Below are 18,976 nucleotides of genomic sequence, written 5' to 3'. Positions count from 1 at the left end.
TCTTTGATTACGAGGCATTCAACTATACCGGATCCGCGGGTCCAGATACGAGTAGAGAAGATCAATGCCGAAGTTCAGTACGATCACCAGCATCGATACGGTGATGACTATCGCCTCCACGAGGGGTACGTCGCGGTCGCCGATGGCTTGAATAGATAGCATTCCAACCCCGGGCCACGCGAATATTGTCTCGGTAATCACGGCTCCACCAAACAGGCTACCGAGCTGCAGTCCGACGATCGTCAGGATTGGGATCGCAGCGTTCTTCAAGGCGTGCCGGTAGAGGACGGTCTTGTTGGCCAGGCCTTTTGCACGTGCAGTAGTGACGTATTTCTCTACGATCACATCGAGGAGACTCGACCGGGTGAGTCTTGCGATGCGCGCCAAAGGATACATTGCGAGTGTGACGGCCGGCAGAACCAAGGATTCCAAACCACCGCGGCCGCTTGGTGGCAGCAGGCGCAATTCGACCGATACCACGAGCACCAGCATGATCCCAAGCCAAAAGAGCGGGATGCCTTGGGCCAGAAAAATGAGCAACATGGATGCTCGGGCAATCACGTTTCGAGGCTGCGCTGCAGAGAAGACACCGACGGGAATCGCTACGGCCACCGCCACAAACATTGCGGCCACCGTGAGCTCAAGGGTGGCCGGAAGGCGCTCAACAACCAGGGGGAATGCGGGTTGATTCCATCTGAGAGAGTTGCCCAGATCGCCGTGAATCGCACCGCGTAGGAAGCGCAGGTATTGTTCTGTTATCGGCAGATCGTACCCCAGTGCGTGCCGCAGCCGCGCTACATATTCTGGGGTGCCGAACGAACCGGCAGTAAACAACGCCACCGGATCGCCAGAGAGGAACGTCATGCCGAATATCACGGACGCAGTCGCCCATGCAGCAAAGGCGGAAGAGATCAGCCGCCGAACGATGTACGCGCCCACAAAGCCTCAGTCACTTTGACGCGTCTTCACAGCGAGACCATAGAGCGTCATCGAGTACCGTCCGTCGTCGCTCAACTTGACCGTTGGGGGGGCGGGTCAAGAACCGATCGCACCCGATGCCCTCGGCTGCAGCTGCCTTAGAGATCCCGTCGTACACAAGCGTCTCCGATCGTTTGCGCTCATCCCAGCTACGCGCCGAATTTGGCCTGATCAAAATACATGTACTCATCCGACCGCGGTGTCCATTGGAGCTTCTTGTTGATCCCGTAGATGTCTTGCTGATCATATAGAACGACCCATGCCGCTTGTTCATCAAGCCAGTACCGTTCGAGCGCCTGCTCAAGCACCGCTCGCTTCGCCACATTGAGCTCGCGGGTCTGGGCTTCCAGCATTGCATCACCCTGAGGAGTGTAAGTGTATTTCCACGTCCCCTTCGACCAGAATTGATTTCGCCACGTGAAATCTGGATCCCACCATATCGGTGCGTGGGACAGAATTTGCATCCCGGGCATTTTTCCACTGAACGCCTGGGTCAAAAAGGCACCCCACTCCATGGCATGAAGCGTCACGTCAATCCCGGCTTGTGCCCACTGGCCGACGAGTGCCTCGGCCAACTCCTTGTCCAACGCCAAACGTCCGACGCCGACGAAAAGGTCTGTCTTAAACCCCGACGGGACCCCCGCTTCTTTCATCAAGTCTTTAGCCTTCTGTATGTCAAAGCCGTAGCTTTGAACGTTTTTCGGCGCGTACCCAACCATGCCCGGACGCAAGATCCCTACCGCTCGAGACGCATGCCCGCCAAATACATTCTGAATGATCGAGTTCGTATCCGTTGCGTAAATGACGGCCTTACGCAGCCGCACGTCTTTGAGAACCGAATCGAACATGCTCATCTGCACGAAAACCCGTCGGGTGCTCGGTGTTGTCAATATGCGGACACCGGACTTCTGCACTTGATCGATCATTTGCGGTGGCACGTTGATGACAAGATCGGCCCGACCGGTCTGTACCATTGCGACGCGAGTAGAGTCTTCGGTCGCGGTCCGAAAGACAAGCTGTGGGATTTGCGGCGCGCCGCCCCAGTATTCCGAATTTGCGGCAAGGGTAATATGGTCGCCTTTCGCCCACTCGACGAACTTATACGGTCCCGTGCCCATTGGCTTTTGACCAAACAGATCTGGACCGGCGGCCTGGAAGTACTTAGGCGGGTACGCATATAGGAATGGCAGGGTTTCGGGAAGGACGGCACTGGGATCCTTAGTAATGATATCCACCGTGTAGTTGTCAACGGGCCGGACGTCTGAGATGAAGCTAAACCAACTCCCGGCAAACCCCTTGCTTGCATTGAACGCGTCAACCGAAACTTTGACGCTTACGCTATTGAATTCCTCGCCATCGTGGAATCGGATGCCCTGTCTGAGCCAGACACGCCAAGTTGTTGGATTGATGTTCCCCCAGCGCAGCGCGAGGCTGGGCTGAAGCTTGTGGTCCGGCGTGTACTTGGCAAGCGCCTCCATGATGTTGTATTGCACGGCGGTCGCTTGTGTGGTATCTACGCTGGGATCCAACGAGTTTACCGTACCACTGAGCACAACAGTGACCGGCTCGGCCGCCGCGCGCGACGAGAGTATCGACAAACCGCGCCCGGCAATCGCCCCGGCAACCCCCATTGTGGTGGCGAGAAACTGGCGTCGTCTCATCTTCGCACCTCCAGGGTTACCGCTCACTCAATCGCTTGATACTGACGATATATGGCATCTCGTTCGAGCATCGGTTTCACCAACGAGGCGAACTTATTACGGATCGCACTGGCACCGTACTTGTCGGACGCGCCGCGGTCCACCCAGCCCCCCATCACGAGCCACGGAGCGCCCGGCTCGATGGGTTCCATGCAGTGCGCAAACAGGTTGCCCGTGTACTCTCTCATCGCGGGTAAGATCTCGTCCCGATACAGCCGCCGACATTCATCGCGCCTTTCCTTGCGCACATCGATCAGTGCCGTTCTGATATGCATTGCCGCCCCCCTGATCAGATTCGGTTGCGCCGCCTTGATTGCGAGCCTCGCGACCTCCGATCCGCGAAAAGCGGCAAAGACGCCTCTTCGGCGGGGGTAGCTCAAACTACACCTCGCGCGTCGCAGCGTCCCAGGGTTCTCACGCTCAGGCCATCCAAACGACGCGCCGACGCTCGAACCCGAGCGCGTCCGAGATCGCATTCGCTGCGTCCATTACCAACCGCGAGTACTCAATGATCCGATCGGCGGTAAGATCGTTCCGGTAACCAGCGATCACCAAGCTTGCGCAGCACGCACCACTACCGTTAAGGATCGGGGCGCCCACTGAAAAGACATCCGCATCGATCTCACCTCGGTTAACCACAAATCCTCGCTCGCGTATGTCCAGCACTTCACGCCAAAAAGCCGTCGCGTCGATGGTTGGGGCCGACGCGTTGATTGCCTCTAGATAGCTCGCAATGGCGGCGTCATCCAGGTGCGCCAACAACGCCTTGCCGGCGGCCCCCTTGTGAAGAGGGCTCCTGTAGCCTAACCAATCGAAATTCCTGAAGACATTGGGGGGCGGGATGTGTTCGATCACGAGCATTTCGTTGCGGTGGCGCACGGCATAGTTGATGGTCTGGCGCGTCACTTCTGAGAGATGCCGCAGGTGAGGCTCGGCGACGCGAAGCATCTCGAATCGGCCAAGCACGCTGCCCGCCATCGCGATCGCCTCAAGGCCAAGATAATAGACGCCAGCAGCCTTGTCGTGTTCGGCGATGCCGGCATCCACGAGTTGAGCGAGTAGCCGCAGCGCTGTGCTTCTGTGGACCTGCAAGTCTTTGGCCAACTCGCCCAGCGATAAGCCCTGGTGGCGTTTCGTCAGAGCATGGATGATGCTACAAGCACGCCCTACTGATTTAATGGTGCGATGTCCAAGGCGGGCCTGCGATTGTGCCGTTCCGCGACGCTGGAGCACCACCTGCCCCCCCCAGAGGAAAGATGCAGCCATACTTCTGGCGCGGTGCTTGCATTCCTGCCAATGAATCGGTGAAATGCTGTCACTCAACCAACAACCACCAGATTTGTTGCACAATAACCAACAACGCTTCGCGTATTAATACAGTTGTGTGGCTCCCCCAAAGTGAGTACGCTAGGGAGCAGACCTCGCGGTGGCTACCCCGTTCGTTGGGGCGTCGACTCGCACACACCAAGGCGGAAACGGCAGACTTGTCGTGGGCAACTACGCGCTTAAGGGCTCCCCGTCGACCATTACTGGAGCAACCCGCCCAGCCAGGAACGCCTGCGCAAGCTTGCACAAGGCGCGATGATGCTCCAGGCGGCTTGGAGCACCAGAACTGGTCACCCAGTTGACTGTACAAGACGGAGTGGTTTTGTACAGTAGAAGACGCTACCAAACGCGTACAAGGGCGGCAGAATACCAACTATCCTTTGAGCGAACGCTCCAAGAAGTTCCGCCAATCCGGCGGACTTACTGGTGGGACTCAAGCCCATTCTAAGTTGCAAATAATGGAAGCGCCCCCGGTACCATCAGGCGATGCTCATTGCTGCGAGTAGATGCACTCGCGTTCATGCTGGATGGCTTCTCGTACCGGCACCCAAGAATACTACGGATACCAAATAGCTGGGGCACTCTGCCAGCGTGGGTATATGCGATGGCGCAAGGCGCACGGATACTTGTACGGGGGCACTTTCCGATCTCGAAAACAACGGGCGCATTAATCATTATAACGACATCAACGCGCACTTGGCTTTGGCTCGCACCGAGTCAACTGTCGCACTCACCATTGCCATGCGTGATCACCGCAGCGCCGAACTGACCCCCAGCAGTCCGACGAGAGCGAGAAACCCGAGGATCATCGTCTCGAACCCCCTCTCGGACATCCGTCCGACCAACGCGATCCCTGCGACGAACCCTAGCGCCATCGCCGGCAGCAGCTTCGCGGCAAGCGCGAGCGTGGACGTGTTGATCGTTCCGCCGAGAGCGAGAAGTACCAGGCTCGTCACGGTCGCCAGGAACACGTAGACGACCATGTTGCCGCGAAACCGTGCCATGGACAGGCGGCGCGCCACGAGGTAGAGCGCAACAGGCGGGCCGTTCAGGCTGGTGCTCGTCGACAAGAGGCCGCTCAGGACGCCGACGGCGATCGTGTCGAGTAGGGTACCGCGGAGGCGCGGCCGGAACCGCGTGAGCATCGCGATCGCGAACGCCGCGGTCAGCGCCGCGATCGCCGCCCGCAGCGTCTGCGGGCGTCCCCACAGGAGCAGCGCAACGCCGATCGGCATGCCGGCCAGACTCGAGAGAAACAGCGGCCGGATCACGGACCACTCGACCTCCCGCCGGATCTCCGGCCGGAGCAGGAGCATGCCGCTCGCACAGACCCCAAGCAGCAGGGTCAGCACGACGACGAGCCGCGGCGGGTAGACAAACGTCAGCAGCGGCGCGCTGACCAGGTTGAACCCGAACCCCGTCGCGGCGGCGGCCGCCGCCGACAGGCCGACGACGAGCGAGATCGCGATCAAGACCGACCCACAAACGGCGCCGTGTCGCGCTCCGCCCCGGTCACGACGGCGCGAGGGCCTGCTGGTCCATTCCTCGGACCAGGCGCCGGAACGTCCGGGTGGTCTGTTCGTCCCAACTGCTGCGGATCGGGCCGCGGACGTGCGCGGACCCGATCGTGCCGCCGAGGGCCAGGAGCTCTTTGGCCGCGAGGTACCCGCCGAGGTGGGTCTCGAACGTGATCAACGGGAGATACCGCGCCAGGAGGTCGGCCGCCCCCTGTTGGTCGCCCCCGCGGTAGAGGGCCAGCACGTGCACGAACACACCCGGTAGCAGGCTGCTGGGCATCGTGCCCGCGGCGCCCTGCTCGAGCTCTTCGAGGAAGAGAATGCCGCCGATCCCGCCGAACGCGCCTTTGACCGCGTCCCGCCCCAGCCGGCGTAGCCGCCCGATCTTCGCCGGCGCTCCCGCCGCCTCCACCTTGAAGTACCCGAGGCGTTCCACGCGCCGCGCCAGTTCCGCCAGGAACGCCGCGGGCATGCCGACGCCGCTGAGCGGATGATCCTGGAGGATCAGAGGCACCGTCGTGGACCGCGAAAGGGCGTCGGCGTGTCGCTCGATTCCGTCCAGGTCGGATACCCACTGCCCGAAGAACGGGGGGAGAAACATCACGGCGTCGGCTCCCAGGTCCTGCGCCTCGCGCGCGTATCGCACGGCGCCGATCGTGCTCGGGTGGTTGCACGTCACCACAACGGGGACACGACCGTCCACCCGCTTGACCGCGCAGCCGATCACGCGGGGGCGCTCCGCGTCCGTGACGGCGTATCCCTCGCTGGCGTTCGCGAGCAGCACCACGCCGTGCACGCCGGCGCGCAGCAGGACGTCGATCGTCGCGCACTGGCCCGTCTCGTCCAGCTCGCCGTGGTCATCGAAGATCGTGGGCACGATCGGAAAGATACCGCCCAACGCGCGGTCACTAGCCACGGCACCCTCAGCCCCCATCGCGGGATCGTGCGAACATGGCGTACGCAGCACACTCCCACTCGGCCGGCATCACGCGTGATTTCCCTCCGGCGGAATTTGAGCATCGCTGATGGCACCGAGGAGTGCCGAGACTGCCCTGTTGAGAGGAACCTCAAGCCCATGCCGAGCAGCGAGTCGGACAACCGCCCCATTGAGCGCATCGTATTCCAACGGACGCCCCGCCAATCTATCGTGCAGCATCGAAGTGCTGCCGTCTGATGGAAAGCGAGATAGATCGACAACGCGATTCGCGGGGGTCGTGCCAAGTCGCGCGCCTTCCTTGACGCCAACCGCCATGCATTCTTCGATCAAAGCCAACCCAAGCGCCGCAACGTCCGGCCGCTGAAATATGTTGAGTCGCTGCCCAGTAATCGCTGTTACGGAATTCGCCGCCACATTTCGGCACAACTTCGTCCACACCGCGGTGGTAAAATCTCTATCTATTTCGACCTGCACGTCCGCCCCGACGAAAAGTCTCTGAAACTCATAAGCCGCGGGCACATCAGGTACAATAAGGCGGTTGCCGCCGTAATGCACGATGTGACCCGGAGCGACCGCCGAAGCGTCACAATAGACAACCGCCGGAAGAACCTCCGCCTCTCCGGCGAATGGCGCGACGCGCTCCCGATGCTCCACGCCATTCTGCAGCACGGCGACTTTCGTCCCGCTCCCGCACAGAGCGCGGAGCCAAGGCGCCGTTGCCGGTGTCTGGTATGTCTTCGTCGCCAGCAAAACCCATTCGACGACCCCGACTTCGGTCGGGTCGGTATGAACCGGCACGGGGTGTTCGGAGATACTGGAACCTGTCTCTAGCCTCAGACGCGCGAACGGTCGCCGCACACACAGCCGCACATTGTGCCGACCGGTAGCGACGGCACGCGCAGCGAAGAACCCACCGATCGATCCTACCCCCACGACCGCAATTGACGCCATGATCAGCAGTCTCCTAGGCGCAGCTCTGAGCCACACCACGAACTCCTCGTCACCCGCGCCCCACCGAAGGCGCATGCCTATGTGGGCACCACAGTCACAGCTTCATAAGATGCAGGACTAACCCGTTGCCGGAGAGATGCCGATAGTAGTGAGGTCGTCCCGATTCATGATAGACACCTATCGGCGCCGTCACCACCACGGACTCCCCTACGGATGCGACTTCCAGCGTCATCGGGACATCCCCCTCGGGAAGCGCGATCGTGACCTCGTCATGGGGATGCCGGTGGATCGCCTCGCTATAACTGCCGCCTCTGTAACTCGTGCCTGTGACTTGGTGAGCGTGAACGCGCAGCCCCTGATCGCCAAACTCGGCGGGATCGATGAACTTCCAGACGACCGGCATTGGCCCCTCGTCGTGCGATCGGAACGCCCCGGCTTCCACGTCCCACTGACGCGCAATCGCGGACAATCGCTCCGCCTTGCGATAGACGTCCGCGACGGGCGACGAGCTTCCACGGGGGACGTACTCTCCAGGTTCGTCCATCAACGAGTCCACGTAGTCGGAGCAAGTATTCAGGTGAAAGGACCACCCGCTGCCGGCTGTCAACCTGTGGTGATGTAACTTGCCGGTTGGAAGCAGGATCGCACAAGGTGCCTCTGCCACGAACTGTGTGCCCTCGATCACGATCTCCGCGGCAAGCCCGGTCAGGTCGGCATGACGTCCAATCAACAAGTAAAACGTGGGACAGTTGTGCCGGTGGTCCTCAAGCCACTCGAGCTGATTCGAAGGAACGTGATCCACCTGCCTACCAACGATGTAAAGCCGGCACATCGGGTCTAGATCTCTGCCGGTGAAAACGAACCGACGTCCCGGTGCCTCGTCACTGTGGTAGGGAATCTCCGACGTTTTCCTCAACTGCGGGACTATCAGGCCCCTCATGATATCCTCCCTGATGGCCAGTACGCCAGAGGCACGCCTCCCGCGCACGGCTCGCCGCTTAGTCGCCCTCAACGGTCCGCGGCGTACTCCCTCAGCGCCGCCTCGTCGACCTTGATGCCGAGGCCGACTCCCTCCGGCACGATGTATTGCCCACGGTCACACACCAGCACGGGTGTAACGAAACGAGACGCAACGTCGTGGACGAACGGCTGATACTCCTGGTACAGACAGTCCGGGATCGTCGCCGCCAAGTGCAGCGAAGCGGCGATCAGAACGGCTGAAGCCATACCGGTGTGCATCGTAATCGGAATGTGATACGCTTCGGCAATTTCTGCAATCGCTCTGCCCTCCGTGATGCCGCATCGGCCGACGTCTGGTTGGGCGATGTCCAATGCTCGCCGCTCAAACTGACGGCGAAATTGGTACCGCGTGCGATCGGTTTCCCCACTTGCCACGGGAACCCGAAGGACCTGCGCCAGCTCCGCGTGGGCCTCCAAGTTCTCAGGGTGGATCGGCGCCTCGAGCCACGTGGCTCCAAGCTCGTCCAACACCTGTCCCATCCGCAAAGCTGTCGGCGCATCGTACGCCCAGAGGAGATCCACCATCAGCTTCACCGTAGGATCCAACGCCTCACGGATCCGTCGAAGGCGGCTGACGTCGCGATCGAATCCCTCCGTGAGGAACAGCTTAATGGCGCGAAACCCGCGCGCGACGTAATCTTGAGCCACGGCGATCTGTTCGTCGACCGTCGCCCCCCGCAAACCCGAGACGTAGGCAGGCACAGACAGTCTGAACGCGCCGCCTAAGAGAGCGTGGACGGGGCAGTTCAAGATCTTGCCTCTCAAGTCCCAGAGCGCGATATCGACGCCCGCAATCGCATCGAGAATGTAACCGGTAAAGTGCCCCCGCGGCAACAACGCCTCGTACATGCGCCGCCGGAGGACACGCACCTGCATCGGATCTTCGCCGAGCAGAATGGGCCGAAGCACCCGAGTGACTGCCGCCGCCGTCACCTCAGGTCCAATTGGTGTTTGCCCCTCGCCAAACCCTACAATGCCGGCGTCTGTCTCGACACGGATCACGCAGGTTTCGATCTTTGACGAATAGAGACCGATCCACTCGGGCTGCTCCACGTAGTCCGAGTCAGTAGGCGTCGTCCTAGCGACCTCCGCGCCCCGCCCTCCCCAAAATTCCGTCTCCGGAATCTTGATCGGAATAGCCTCAACGTCAACGATGCGCATCTAGGAACGCCCACCTCCCGTAGACCGAACCGTGTCTACTCACCGTGCACCGCCCCACCCAAGAATCCCGACACAAAGTACCGGATACCCGCCATATAAACCAGCACGATCGGCACGACCGCAAGGACAAGACCCGCCATCGTCACGGGAACGTCGATGCGAAATTCGTCTTGAAACACAGTCAGGCCGACCATCAACGTGCGGCTTGCGTCGGTCTGGAGAAACACCAGCGCGATCAGCAACTCATTCCACACCCAGATGATGCTGATCACCGCCATCGCAATCAACGCCGGCTTCGCCAGCGGAACAACGACGCGGCGCAAGAGCGTGGGGGTGTTGCACCCGTCAAGAATCGCCGCCTCAATGATAGGACTGGGCAGCTGCCGGAAGAACGCCGTCAGGAAAAAGATCTTGTAGGGGATCAAGAATCCCACATACACGAGAATGGCCGCCGGGTACGTGTTGATCAGATGGACATTCACCATGAACACGAACAGCGGGATGAGCACCGAGATGACAGGAACGGCCATGAGCGCTGCAATCAGGCGAAACAGCAGGTCCGCCCCGGGAAACGGCATCCGTGCGAACGCATAGGCAGCCGGTGTCGAAACGAGCAACGCGATCCCCACCGATGAGATCGTCAAGACCACGCTGTTCGCGCCACCGCGCAGGATCGAAGACTGCCTGAAGACCCTGAGAAAATTCTCGAGCGTGATCGGGTGCGGCAACCCCAAGGGGCTCTGCGCGTATCCGACATCGGTCTTGAACGCGCTGATGACCATGAAGTAGATCGGGAGCAGGGCCACGGCGCACAAAACAAGCATTACGGCCTGACGAATCCAAACATTGTGCCCACTACGCCGATTGCGCTTCGAGGGCACCGCCCTAAAAGACATCGCGGCCGCGCAGCCACGTGAAGTAGAAGAACATCGAAGTCACCACACCCACGAGCACCATGACGGAAAACGCCGACGCGATTCCCATCTGATCGTAGCCGAACGCCCGGTCGTAGATGAAGAGCTCACTCACATAGGTGCTGAATCCCGGCCCACCCTTAGTCAGCACATAGACGTAGTTAAACACCCAACTAAAGAGCTCGATAACGATCACCCCAACGTAGAATGCGATAATCGTCGAGAGCTGTGGCACGGTCACCAGCCGCAACGTCTGCCACCATCCCGCACCGTCGATGCCGGCGCTATCATACAGCTCGAGCGGGATCTGAACGATCCGCGCGAGGATCAACACAATGCCGAATCCCAATTGCCTCCACACCACTACACCAGCGACTGCCGACAGCGCAAATCTCGCATCCCCCAGCCAGTTCTGCGCGAATCGTCCCAGGCCGAGCGCCTGCAACGTGATATTCAGCGGCCCATGAACTTCGTAAATGAACCCAAATGCGATCCCGGCGACTACAACGGGCAACATAATCGGAAGAAATACGACGATGCGATACACCTTCCAGCCGCGAAACTGCTCGTGCAAGAGCGCTGCGACGATGACGGATAGGCAGACGAGAATGGGCACAACTCCCAGAAGGAGTACATTGTGCAACAGAGATACACGAAACAACGGATCGAGCAACAACAGTCGGTAATTCGCCAAACCCACCCATTCACCGCGCCCACGCTGATGTAAACTGAACACGATCAGCTGCGTGACCGGATAGGCATAAGTAAAAGCGAGGAAACAACACGCAGGCAGGACGAGAAGGTACGCCGTCCGAAAACGGCGCAGTCGCCCTACCTGCGTGCGCACCCCAGGGCGTGCGAGCTCGCCCCACGCCCCGGAACTGTCGCTCACTTGATGCTGGCGGCCCACATTTCGAAGTTCTTGAGGGTATCGGGGTTCTGCGCCCTCCAGCCTCGCAGCCCGTCGTCTATCTGCTTCGCCGCTGCCGTCGGGCTCAATTGTCCGCCCAGCAGCGATTGCACAGCGAGAAAGAGGTTCCCTCTGTCCATCTGGCTCGGCCAGACATTCTGATAATTTGAGAGCGCTGATGTCTGCAACCACGTCGCCAAGAGTTTGTGCTGCGGGATCTTGGGCGACCTCAGGCGGAATCGATTGTCTGTGGGAAGTGCGCCCGATGCCGCGTACATCGCCTCTAGTTGCGGCGGCGTGTGCAGGAATTTGAGCAGCGCCACCGCCAAATCCACGTTCCCCCACCCGGTCACCAACAACTGTTCGGAACTGTTGGGCATCCTCCCGGCGAGTTTGCCCGTGCCGACGATCGGCGGCAAGCTGATGCCGACATTGTCTACGCCGAGTTTGTTTGCGTAGTCCGCGACCTGCGCACCTCCCGCCTCGGTCATTGCGGCGCGGCCGGCAGCAAAAAGGTCTTGCCCCTGGCTGTAGTCGAGAGAGGTCACGTCGTCGTTGAACACGTGCCGTCGCTGCAGCTCGTCGACCCATTGCAACCACGACGAGTATCGCGGATCGGTGTAGGACACCTTGCCTGTGATCACCGGCAGAAGCTCGTGAGTATCGTTCAGATTCTGCACAGAAAGCATGCCCACGACGTTTGCGATGCCGGTCAGTCCTCTGACGCCCCAGCCCCATGGGACGTACCCGGCCGCCCGCAACTTGTCCATCGCCGTCAGGAACTCAGGCCACCGACGGAACGGAGTGTCCGGATTCACCCCGGCTTTGGCAAACGCGGACTTGTTGTAGACGAGCAGGTGGGGAGACGCGAACCAAGGGTATCCCCAAATCTTGCCGTCGTACAGCGTTTCGTTCAGACTGTCTGGTTGAATGTGTTGCAGTTCGGCCTTGTCCAACAAATCGCTCACCGGTTTGACGCAGCCCTGGAAAACGTACCCGAGTACATAGCTCCCGCTCCACATAAACTGCACGTCTGCCCCTTGCTTCGCCTGGCAAGCCGAAGCAAAACCGGGCAACAACGACTCGCTCGCTTGTAGCACCGCATTGACATGGCTTCCCGGATACTGGCTCTCGAACTTGGGCATGGCGTCTCCCACGTAGGTCTTCAACCCGGGAGCCAATTGCTCGCCCCACCACCAGAACGTGAGGTTCCCCGCCGGCTTTCCCGCCGCGTGCGCGTTTCGCCCCGCCGTGGACAGTACCGAAAGACCGACAGTCATTCTGGCGGCGAGCTTGATCAGATCACGCCTGCTACGCGCCTGATTAAGCATCTCTCTCCCCCTCGCGACCGTCATGATGATCCACCCGCGTCCAACAACTCCAGCTTGTTCTTGAGCTCCCACAGACGAAAGTCGGGTCGCTTCCGATTGAGCCGTACCATGTATCGCAACCGATCCCCCCGATAGTGCAGCAGCTCGTAGTCAACGGGGCGCTCGCTCTGGGCAAAGACAGTCCGCTCGATAACCAGAAGCGGTGCCCCTGACCTTACCTGCAGAGCGCGCGCGATCTTGCGGTCGGCAGCGCGGGCCTCAAGACAGTACTCTGCTTTCTCCAAAACGATACCGAGCTTGTCCTCGAGAAGACTGAAGATAGGGTAGATTGCGAGATTTTCGTCCGCCACTCTCTGGCCGATATCGAAGGGAAGAAACGTGAGATCGAATGACAAAGGATCGTTGTCTGCGAGGCGGATACGTTCGATCCTTATGACCCGCGCGCCCTCGCGAAGATTGAGCCGCGAGGCCACGACACCTGTGGCGCTGAGTTCCTTCACGCTGAGGACGCGCGCGTTCGGCCGCATCCCCAACAATAGCATGTCCTCAACGAACCCCGTGAGAGATGTCAGTTCCTGCTGAATCCGGGGAGGTGCGACGAACGTACCACGACCTCGCTCTATCCGGACAACCCCTTCGAGCACAAGATCGCGCACGGCCTCCCGGACAGTGTGCCGGCTGACCTTGTAGATTGCCATCAATTCCCTTTCCGACGGGAATCTTTCCCCCTGGCGAAACCGACCTCCAGCGATACCCTTCCGGAGGTCTTCGAGCAACTGGTACCTCAAGGGTATGACTGTGCTCAATGTCATTTTCCGCCTCAATGGCAGAACCGATCAGGACGTCCGGACGTCTGGACCTTTATGCGTTATGGTAAAAAGCCTATCACCCATTGTCAATGCCCAGGAAACCGTCGCCGTGTTGACCCGATGATCGGCCGGTCTGCGACCGGCGAACGTCCCCTATTCGACTGGTCCGTCACTAGCACCACGATTGACCAGCACGGTTGGGGCGCTCGCCGAGGCCGGAGCATGCCGGATGCTTCTCACGCATCGACGCACGGGATTACCGGCGAGTACGCCACAAGCTTCGTCGCAAGTCGGATAGTGACGCAAGCACGATGATCAGGGGAAACGAACCAACCTATCGGACGCTACAAGAGCAGTCGCCTCCGCCATCGCTCCAGCAATGCTCGCGGCTTGGGCTGGCGGAGACAAATCAGGTCCGGTCAGGGCTTTGCGTCGGGAACTCAGCCTCAGGCGACCGCCTTCGTTTTGGGATTTCAATCAGCTCCGCTATCATGCCCAATTGCGACTCTGTGTCCAAGTACGCATACCCACCGTCCCCGTCGAGACCGTACCCGCGACCGCTTTGTAATACCGGAAGCCGCAGTTTGGCCGCCTCGGCAATCGCCTCCGTTAGAGAATCGACGACAAAGCCGACATGATGCAACCCCTCGCCCTTTTGTTGCAAGTGTTCAGTATAGAGACTCTCTCCGGAAAGAGGCTGAATCAACTCCAGCGTGAGATCGCGGGCTTGCGCCAATGCGAGTCGCATTCGATAATCCTGCTTACGACCACGATACGTCATGTCCCTTACCAAGGGCGGCCCATAAGTATAGACTCGCCAGGGGCCGACCCCCAAGATCTCCCAGTAAGCTCGCATCGCCTTGTCGAGATCTCGGACAACCAAGGCAATTTGCCCGATACGCCCAAAGGTAGATGTCATCCCCATTTTTCGCCCTCTTTCCCGGGAATGGTGCAGCGGAACTTTTCTCGCGGGAAATCCAGGCTCCTCATCCCGCGTAAATCAACGACGCCTGTACTCTTCCAATGACACCTCACTTAGTCAACCAGAGCAGCTGGCTCCTCGATCAGGTCGGCCAGAGTCCCTAGGAACTTGGCTGCACGCGCGCCATCGACAACCCGATGGTCGCACGATAAAGTCAGCGTCATCATTGACCGTACCGCCGGCCGACCCGCGACCGGCACCACACGGTCGGCGATCCTGCCGACAGCCAGGATTGCGGCCTGCGGCACGTTGATGATTGCCGCGAACGCGTCGACCCCGTACATCCCCAGATTGCTGATCGTGAATGTCCCGTCGCGCAGGTCCTCCGGTCGAAGCCGGCCCGCTCGGGCGCGGTTGGCCAGATCCCGGCGTCGAAGACACGTCTCGACAAGACTCAAGCGATCGGCGTCACGAAGGACCGGCACGACAAGACCGTCGTCGATGGCGATGGCAAGGCCGATGTGAATCGCTTCGTTGTGGATGATTGTTCCCTCAGACCACCGTGCATTCAGCTGCGAGTGGTGACGCAGCGCGGCTGCAGTGAGCTTGACTAGGAGGTCCGTGTGCGTGACGTCCGCCCCGACACGCCTGCGGACATTGTCGTGCCAGGCGACGAGCCGTGACGCGTCCGTCTCGCGAAATAGGACGAAGTGGGGCACGCTAGTCCACGCCCGCGTAGTGCGCTCAGCCATAATTCGCCAGACAGCCCCGAGCGTCGCCGGTGCAACCGGTGCCGCAACCTTCGAAGGGGCTGTGCCTCCCGCGGTCTCGCCTACCGGCCGGGACGCAGAGGCAGTCGGTACGGCTGCCAAGACGTCGGCAGCTAAGACCGCCCCCCCAGGCCCGGTTCCCGAAAGCGCAGCGAGATCCAGACTTCGCTGCGCCGCCAGCCGTCGAGCCTTCGGTGACGCGGAAAGCCGCTTGGGTGCCGGAGACGACCCGCCCGTCCCGGTGCGACGCGACACGCGGACGACAGATTCCCCACAGGCTGTGTGCGTGGGCGAGTCGCCCGTTGCGGTATTCTGACACCCGGATGAGCCTGAGCCCACCAACTCCTCCGCGGCGACGATCCGCCCAATCACGTGACCGACGGCGACAGTATCGCCCCCCACGGCGCTCACATCCGCAAGGTGCCCCGAACCGGGAGCCTCGATCTCGACCGTAGCCTTATCGGTCTCGATCTCCAATAACGGCTCTCCCTTGACCACCAAGTCACCTGGGTGCTTCAACCACCGCAGCACCGTCCCGGTTTCCTGAGCAATACCGAGCGCGGGCATGATCACGTCGACGGACATAGCGCGGTCTCAGCCCTTTCCGCAGAGAGCTTTCGCGACTTGGACGACGGCGTCAGGTGTGGGCACGGTCAAGTCCTCCAGCACCGGTGAGAATGGGACGGGCACGTCCATCGCTCCGATGCGGCGAATGGGAGCATCCAGATCATAGAATGCACCCTCGGCAATAACCGCGGCGATTTCGCCGGTCACCCCGTACTGCCGATACCCCTCGTCGATGACGATTGCACGGCCGGTCTTCCTAGCGGACTCGACCAGTGTTTGAGTGTCAAGCGGAACAGTTGTACGAGGATCAATCACTTCTGCGGAGACGCCAAGCCGCTCGAGCGTTTCCGCGGCGGTCAGCGCCACGTGTACCATACTGCTCGTTGCAACGATGGTGAGGTCAGTCCCCGATCGTTTGATGTCGGCCACACCAAATGGGATGGTGTATTCACCATCGGGCACCGGGCCCTTGAGTTGGTACATCATCTTGTCCTCAAAAACGACAACAGGGTTGTCATCCCGGATCGCCGTCTTCAGCAGACCCTTAGCGTCGTATGGCGTCGATGGTAGCACGACCTTGAGCCCGGGAATGTGGCTCACCCACGCATGCAAGCTCTGGCTGTGCTGGGCTGCAGACCGCCGGGTTGCGCCGAGTGTCGTGCGGACCACCAGCGGCACGCGGAGCTTCCCACCGGACATGTAGTGGACCTTGGCCGCTTGATTCGCCACTTGATCCATAACAAGCGTCATGAAGTCCCCGAACATGATGTCGACGACCGGTCGCAGACCCGTCATCGCCGCCCCCACGCCGATGCCGGTAAACCCCGGCTCCGAGATTGGCGTGTCGATGACACGGTCCCGGCCGAACTCGTCCACAAGGCCGGACAGCACCTTGAACGGTGTACCCGCCTCAGCGACATCTTCGCCCAGCACCAGTACGTGCGGATCGCGACGCATCTCCTCAGCAACCGCCTCGCGGATTGCCTGCGCAAACGTGATCTCGCGCATCCCCGCCGCCACCGCGGAAGACGTGGGCACGGACACGATCCCGGATCGCGGCCCAGCGCTAAGCGTAGACATGATGATCCACCTCTCCCGGATCCGGATACGGCGCGGCGAGGGCGGACTCGACCCCTCGCGCCACCTCATCGCCGACCTCTCGATCGATCAGTGCCATCGCCGCGTCGTCGGCGAATTCCTGCGCGCGCAGCCATTCCTTTGTGATGGCGATAGGGTCGCGCTCCTTGATCCAGGATTGTTCCTCCTCCTTGGATCGGTAGTAGCCTCGGTTGACGTCGCCGACATGGTGGCCGCGGAACCGGTAAGTCTGGCACAGTAGGAACGTAGGTCCGTCGCCGTGGCGCGCGCGTGCGACGGCGGTGCGTGCCGCCAGATACACCTCGGTCAGTGCCTGGCCATCGACCTCGATACAGGGAATGCCAAATGCTTCCGGCCGCGCCGGCACCGCTCCCGCGGTCGTTTCAGTCATCGGCGTGTACTCATTGTATCGATTGTCCTCGCAGACATAGATCACCGGCAGATGCCATAGTGAGGCCATATTCATCGTCTCGTACAGCAGACCCTGACCGAGAGCCCCTTCGCCGAAAAAGCACACGGACACTTGGCCGGTCCCGCGCCGGACGGCCGACAGCGCCGCTCCCGCCGCGATTCCGGCGCTACCCCCGACAATCGCATTCGCACCCAAGTTTCCAACGTCCGGGTCGGCGATGTGCATCGAACCTCCCTTGCCCCGGCAATAGCCGGGTGCCTTACCGAGTAGTTCGGCGAACATCCGGTCCACCGCCGCGCCCTTGGCCAGACAGTGTCCGTGTCCCCGGTGGGTGCTGGTGATGTAGTCGTCACGTCGCAGCGTCCCGCACACGCCGACGGCAACCGCCTCCTCGCCGATGTAGAGGTGCGCGAGCCCAGGCATCTTGGCACTAGTGTACAATTCGTTCACCATCTCCTCGAAGCGGCGGATGGTGACCATTCGGCGGTACATTCCGAGCCATTGCTCGGGACCGACGTCGCTCAAATCGGGCTGGATCGCCATCGGTGCGGGTAAGTGTGACATCACAATCCTCCTCAAACGGCGGCAGACTCGTCCGTCGCGGTCTTGTCGTAATCTGCATTGTCATGTCTCTTACGCTCTTCGTCCGAGACTACCTCCTGCCATACCCCGCGGTTATGTCTGAGGGGCTCGTCGAACGTGGCTAGCGATTGCTGTCGCCTCCAATCGAAAGGTCTGCCGACCGTTAGTTTTGCAAGCGACCAAAGTCGGTCCCCCGGCGCGGCCCTGGTGACGTTCGAGGCCGCCAACCGCTGCAGGCGTCCTAACAACGTAACCACCCGGCTGGACACCGTATCGGAGGTGGATTTCAGCTATCTGGCGGAACGTGATGATCTCCCCCGCGCTTAGGTAGCCGCACTCGTGGTGCACTTAGCATAACCCAATTGTCGCTTCTTGCACGGAATGCAGTGCCCCCGGGAGGTGCCGCTGAAAATAGTCGGGCTAAGGGCGGACCGAGCAATGCTGAGTATCCGCCTACTTCCGACCACAACGAACGTCTAGCCGAAATGATCTCCGCCGTTCACTTCAATACCGTTAGTGAAGTGACTACCCCAGTGCGAAACGACGTTCCTGAGAAATCCGCCGACCGGTGAACGGCTGGGCCGAGCCTCGCACCCGCGTCGACAGCATCTCGAAGCGAACCTTCACATAGGGCCAGAATGCGGCGGCCGCGTCGTCATGCCTCCTGTACAAGACGGGTGGGTCTTGTACATTGAACGCGAAGCTAGCGGAAAGGATCTCCCGCAGTCCAGCAACCCGGACACCGGGGGTGTCATCTTCGAAGTAGTTGCGAAGAAGCATCGGGCAGCCAGCGGCGCTGACACCGTTCCCCCCCCCAAAGCGAGTTTATCGAGGGAGGAAGACTTTTAGCGTTTGTCCGGACAAACGGCAGCATGTGAGCGTCTTCATCAGGATCTATGTCTCACCCATGCGAAGCATAAGTTCAGCATGCGAGAGCGCCATCTCCACTATGCCCCCAACCTTTCCCGCTCCATCGATTACTAAATACTCATCTGTCAACGATGCACGTCCATGTCCGAGGCCGATATCGCGCAACACTGGAAGTCCCAACTCAGTAGCAAAAATCGACCA

17 protein-coding genes are annotated in these 18,976 nt (G+C 60.6%); all 17 read right to left on the bottom strand.

Annotated elements, in window-relative coordinates; translation table 11 throughout:
• Nucleotides 1–18: 18 nt before the first annotated feature.
• Nucleotides 19–939: an ABC transporter permease gene (locus tag VKZ50_01820; GenBank protein ID HLJ58447.1), complete on the bottom strand. Its 921-nt coding sequence runs from the start codon at nucleotides 937–939 to the stop codon at nucleotides 19–21.
• A 188-nt stretch (nucleotides 940–1,127) separates the two neighbouring features.
• Entirely contained in the window at nucleotides 1,128–2,639 is a 1,512-nt protein-coding gene (locus tag VKZ50_01815) for an ABC transporter substrate-binding protein (protein ID HLJ58446.1), read from the bottom strand.
• A 23-nt stretch (nucleotides 2,640–2,662) separates the two neighbouring features.
• Nucleotides 2,663–2,953 carry an antibiotic biosynthesis monooxygenase gene (locus VKZ50_01810; GenBank protein HLJ58445.1) on the bottom strand — a complete coding sequence of 97 codons (291 nt, stop codon included), beginning with the start codon at nucleotides 2,951–2,953 and terminating at the stop codon, nucleotides 2,663–2,665.
• 145 nt (nucleotides 2,954–3,098) lie between these two features.
• A complete protein-coding gene (locus VKZ50_01805) occupies nucleotides 3,099–4,001 on the bottom strand; it encodes an IclR family transcriptional regulator (GenBank protein ID HLJ58444.1) in 903 nt (300 codons plus the stop codon).
• Between the two features lie 752 nt (nucleotides 4,002–4,753).
• The gene (locus VKZ50_01800) at nucleotides 4,754–5,476 is read right to left on the bottom strand and encodes a sulfite exporter TauE/SafE family protein (protein HLJ58443.1); all 723 of its coding nucleotides are present in this window, start codon (nucleotides 5,474–5,476) and stop codon (nucleotides 4,754–4,756) included.
• Nucleotides 5,477–5,516: 40 nt separating this feature from the next.
• Nucleotides 5,517–6,437: a dihydrodipicolinate synthase family protein gene (locus VKZ50_01795; protein ID HLJ58442.1), complete on the bottom strand. Its 921-nt coding sequence runs from the start codon at nucleotides 6,435–6,437 to the stop codon at nucleotides 5,517–5,519.
• 69 nt (nucleotides 6,438–6,506) lie between these two features.
• A complete protein-coding gene (locus VKZ50_01790; GenBank protein ID HLJ58441.1) occupies nucleotides 6,507–7,409 on the bottom strand; it encodes a 2-dehydropantoate 2-reductase in 903 nt (300 codons plus the stop codon).
• 94 nt (nucleotides 7,410–7,503) lie between these two features.
• Nucleotides 7,504–8,211, bottom strand: a complete 708-nt coding sequence (locus VKZ50_01785) for a hypothetical protein (GenBank protein ID HLJ58440.1) — start codon at nucleotides 8,209–8,211, stop codon at nucleotides 7,504–7,506.
• A gap of 206 nt (nucleotides 8,212–8,417) precedes the next feature.
• Complete coding sequence (locus VKZ50_01780) at nucleotides 8,418–9,590, bottom strand: mandelate racemase/muconate lactonizing enzyme family protein (GenBank protein ID HLJ58439.1); 1,173 nt, start codon at nucleotides 9,588–9,590, stop codon at nucleotides 8,418–8,420.
• A 35-nt stretch (nucleotides 9,591–9,625) separates the two neighbouring features.
• Nucleotides 9,626–10,414 (bottom strand): carbohydrate ABC transporter permease, encoded by a 789-nt coding sequence (locus VKZ50_01775; protein ID HLJ58438.1) that lies wholly within the window; start codon nucleotides 10,412–10,414, stop codon nucleotides 9,626–9,628.
• 61 nt (nucleotides 10,415–10,475) lie between these two features.
• The gene (locus tag VKZ50_01770) at nucleotides 10,476–11,351 is read right to left on the bottom strand and encodes a sugar ABC transporter permease (GenBank protein HLJ58437.1); all 876 of its coding nucleotides are present in this window, start codon (nucleotides 11,349–11,351) and stop codon (nucleotides 10,476–10,478) included.
• 41 nt (nucleotides 11,352–11,392) lie between these two features.
• The gene (locus VKZ50_01765; protein HLJ58436.1) at nucleotides 11,393–12,745 is read right to left on the bottom strand and encodes an extracellular solute-binding protein; all 1,353 of its coding nucleotides are present in this window, start codon (nucleotides 12,743–12,745) and stop codon (nucleotides 11,393–11,395) included.
• Nucleotides 12,746–12,765: 20 nt separating this feature from the next.
• The gene (locus tag VKZ50_01760) at nucleotides 12,766–13,557 is read right to left on the bottom strand and encodes a GntR family transcriptional regulator (GenBank protein HLJ58435.1); all 792 of its coding nucleotides are present in this window, start codon (nucleotides 13,555–13,557) and stop codon (nucleotides 12,766–12,768) included.
• 406 nt (nucleotides 13,558–13,963) lie between these two features.
• Entirely contained in the window at nucleotides 13,964–14,479 is a 516-nt protein-coding gene (locus VKZ50_01755; protein ID HLJ58434.1) for a VOC family protein, read from the bottom strand.
• Nucleotides 14,480–14,589: 110 nt separating this feature from the next.
• Entirely contained in the window at nucleotides 14,590–15,228 is a 639-nt protein-coding gene (locus VKZ50_01750) for a dihydrolipoamide acetyltransferase family protein (protein ID HLJ58433.1), read from the bottom strand.
• Between the two features lie 612 nt (nucleotides 15,229–15,840).
• Nucleotides 15,841–16,821, bottom strand: a complete 981-nt coding sequence (locus tag VKZ50_01745) for an alpha-ketoacid dehydrogenase subunit beta (GenBank protein HLJ58432.1) — start codon at nucleotides 16,819–16,821, stop codon at nucleotides 15,841–15,843.
• Nucleotides 16,822–16,879: 58 nt separating this feature from the next.
• Nucleotides 16,880–17,887 carry a thiamine pyrophosphate-dependent dehydrogenase E1 component subunit alpha gene (locus VKZ50_01740; GenBank protein HLJ58431.1) on the bottom strand — a complete coding sequence of 336 codons (1,008 nt, stop codon included), beginning with the start codon at nucleotides 17,885–17,887 and terminating at the stop codon, nucleotides 16,880–16,882.
• Nucleotides 17,888–18,976: the final 1,089 nt, after the last annotated feature.

The sequence above is a fragment of the bacterium genome, assembly GCA_035295165.1.
Taxonomy (GTDB): domain Bacteria; phylum Sysuimicrobiota; class Sysuimicrobiia; order Sysuimicrobiales; family Segetimicrobiaceae; genus JAJPIA01.
This window is presented reverse-complemented; position numbering and strand designations above follow the sequence as displayed.

Excerpts from the sequence above, each read along its gene's own strand:
- VKZ50_01815 (HLJ58446.1), bottom strand. The coding sequence starts at position 2,639 with ATGAGACGACGCCAGTTTCTCGCCACCACAATGGGGGTTGCCGGGGCG.
- VKZ50_01810 (HLJ58445.1), bottom strand. The coding sequence starts at position 2,953 with ATGCATATCAGAACGGCACTGATCGATGTGCGCAAGGAAAGGCGCGAT.
- VKZ50_01790 (HLJ58441.1), bottom strand. The coding sequence starts at position 7,409 with ATGGCGTCAATTGCGGTCGTGGGGGTAGGATCGATCGGTGGGTTCTTC.
- VKZ50_01780 (HLJ58439.1), bottom strand. The coding sequence starts at position 9,590 with ATGCGCATCGTTGACGTTGAGGCTATTCCGATCAAGATTCCGGAGACG.
- VKZ50_01775 (HLJ58438.1), bottom strand. The coding sequence starts at position 10,414 with ATGCTTGTTTTGTGCGCCGTGGCCCTGCTCCCGATCTACTTCATGGTC.
- VKZ50_01765 (HLJ58436.1), bottom strand. The coding sequence starts at position 12,745 with ATGCTTAATCAGGCGCGTAGCAGGCGTGATCTGATCAAGCTCGCCGCC.
- VKZ50_01760 (HLJ58435.1), bottom strand. The coding sequence starts at position 13,557 with ATGACATTGAGCACAGTCATACCCTTGAGGTACCAGTTGCTCGAAGAC.
- VKZ50_01755 (HLJ58434.1), bottom strand. The coding sequence starts at position 14,479 with ATGGGGATGACATCTACCTTTGGGCGTATCGGGCAAATTGCCTTGGTT.
- VKZ50_01750 (HLJ58433.1), bottom strand. The coding sequence starts at position 15,228 with ATGGCTGAGCGCACTACGCGGGCGTGGACTAGCGTGCCCCACTTCGTC.
- VKZ50_01745 (HLJ58432.1), bottom strand. The coding sequence starts at position 16,821 with ATGCGCGAGATCACGTTTGCGCAGGCAATCCGCGAGGCGGTTGCTGAG.
- VKZ50_01740 (HLJ58431.1), bottom strand. The coding sequence starts at position 17,887 with ATGTCACACTTACCCGCACCGATGGCGATCCAGCCCGATTTGAGCGAC.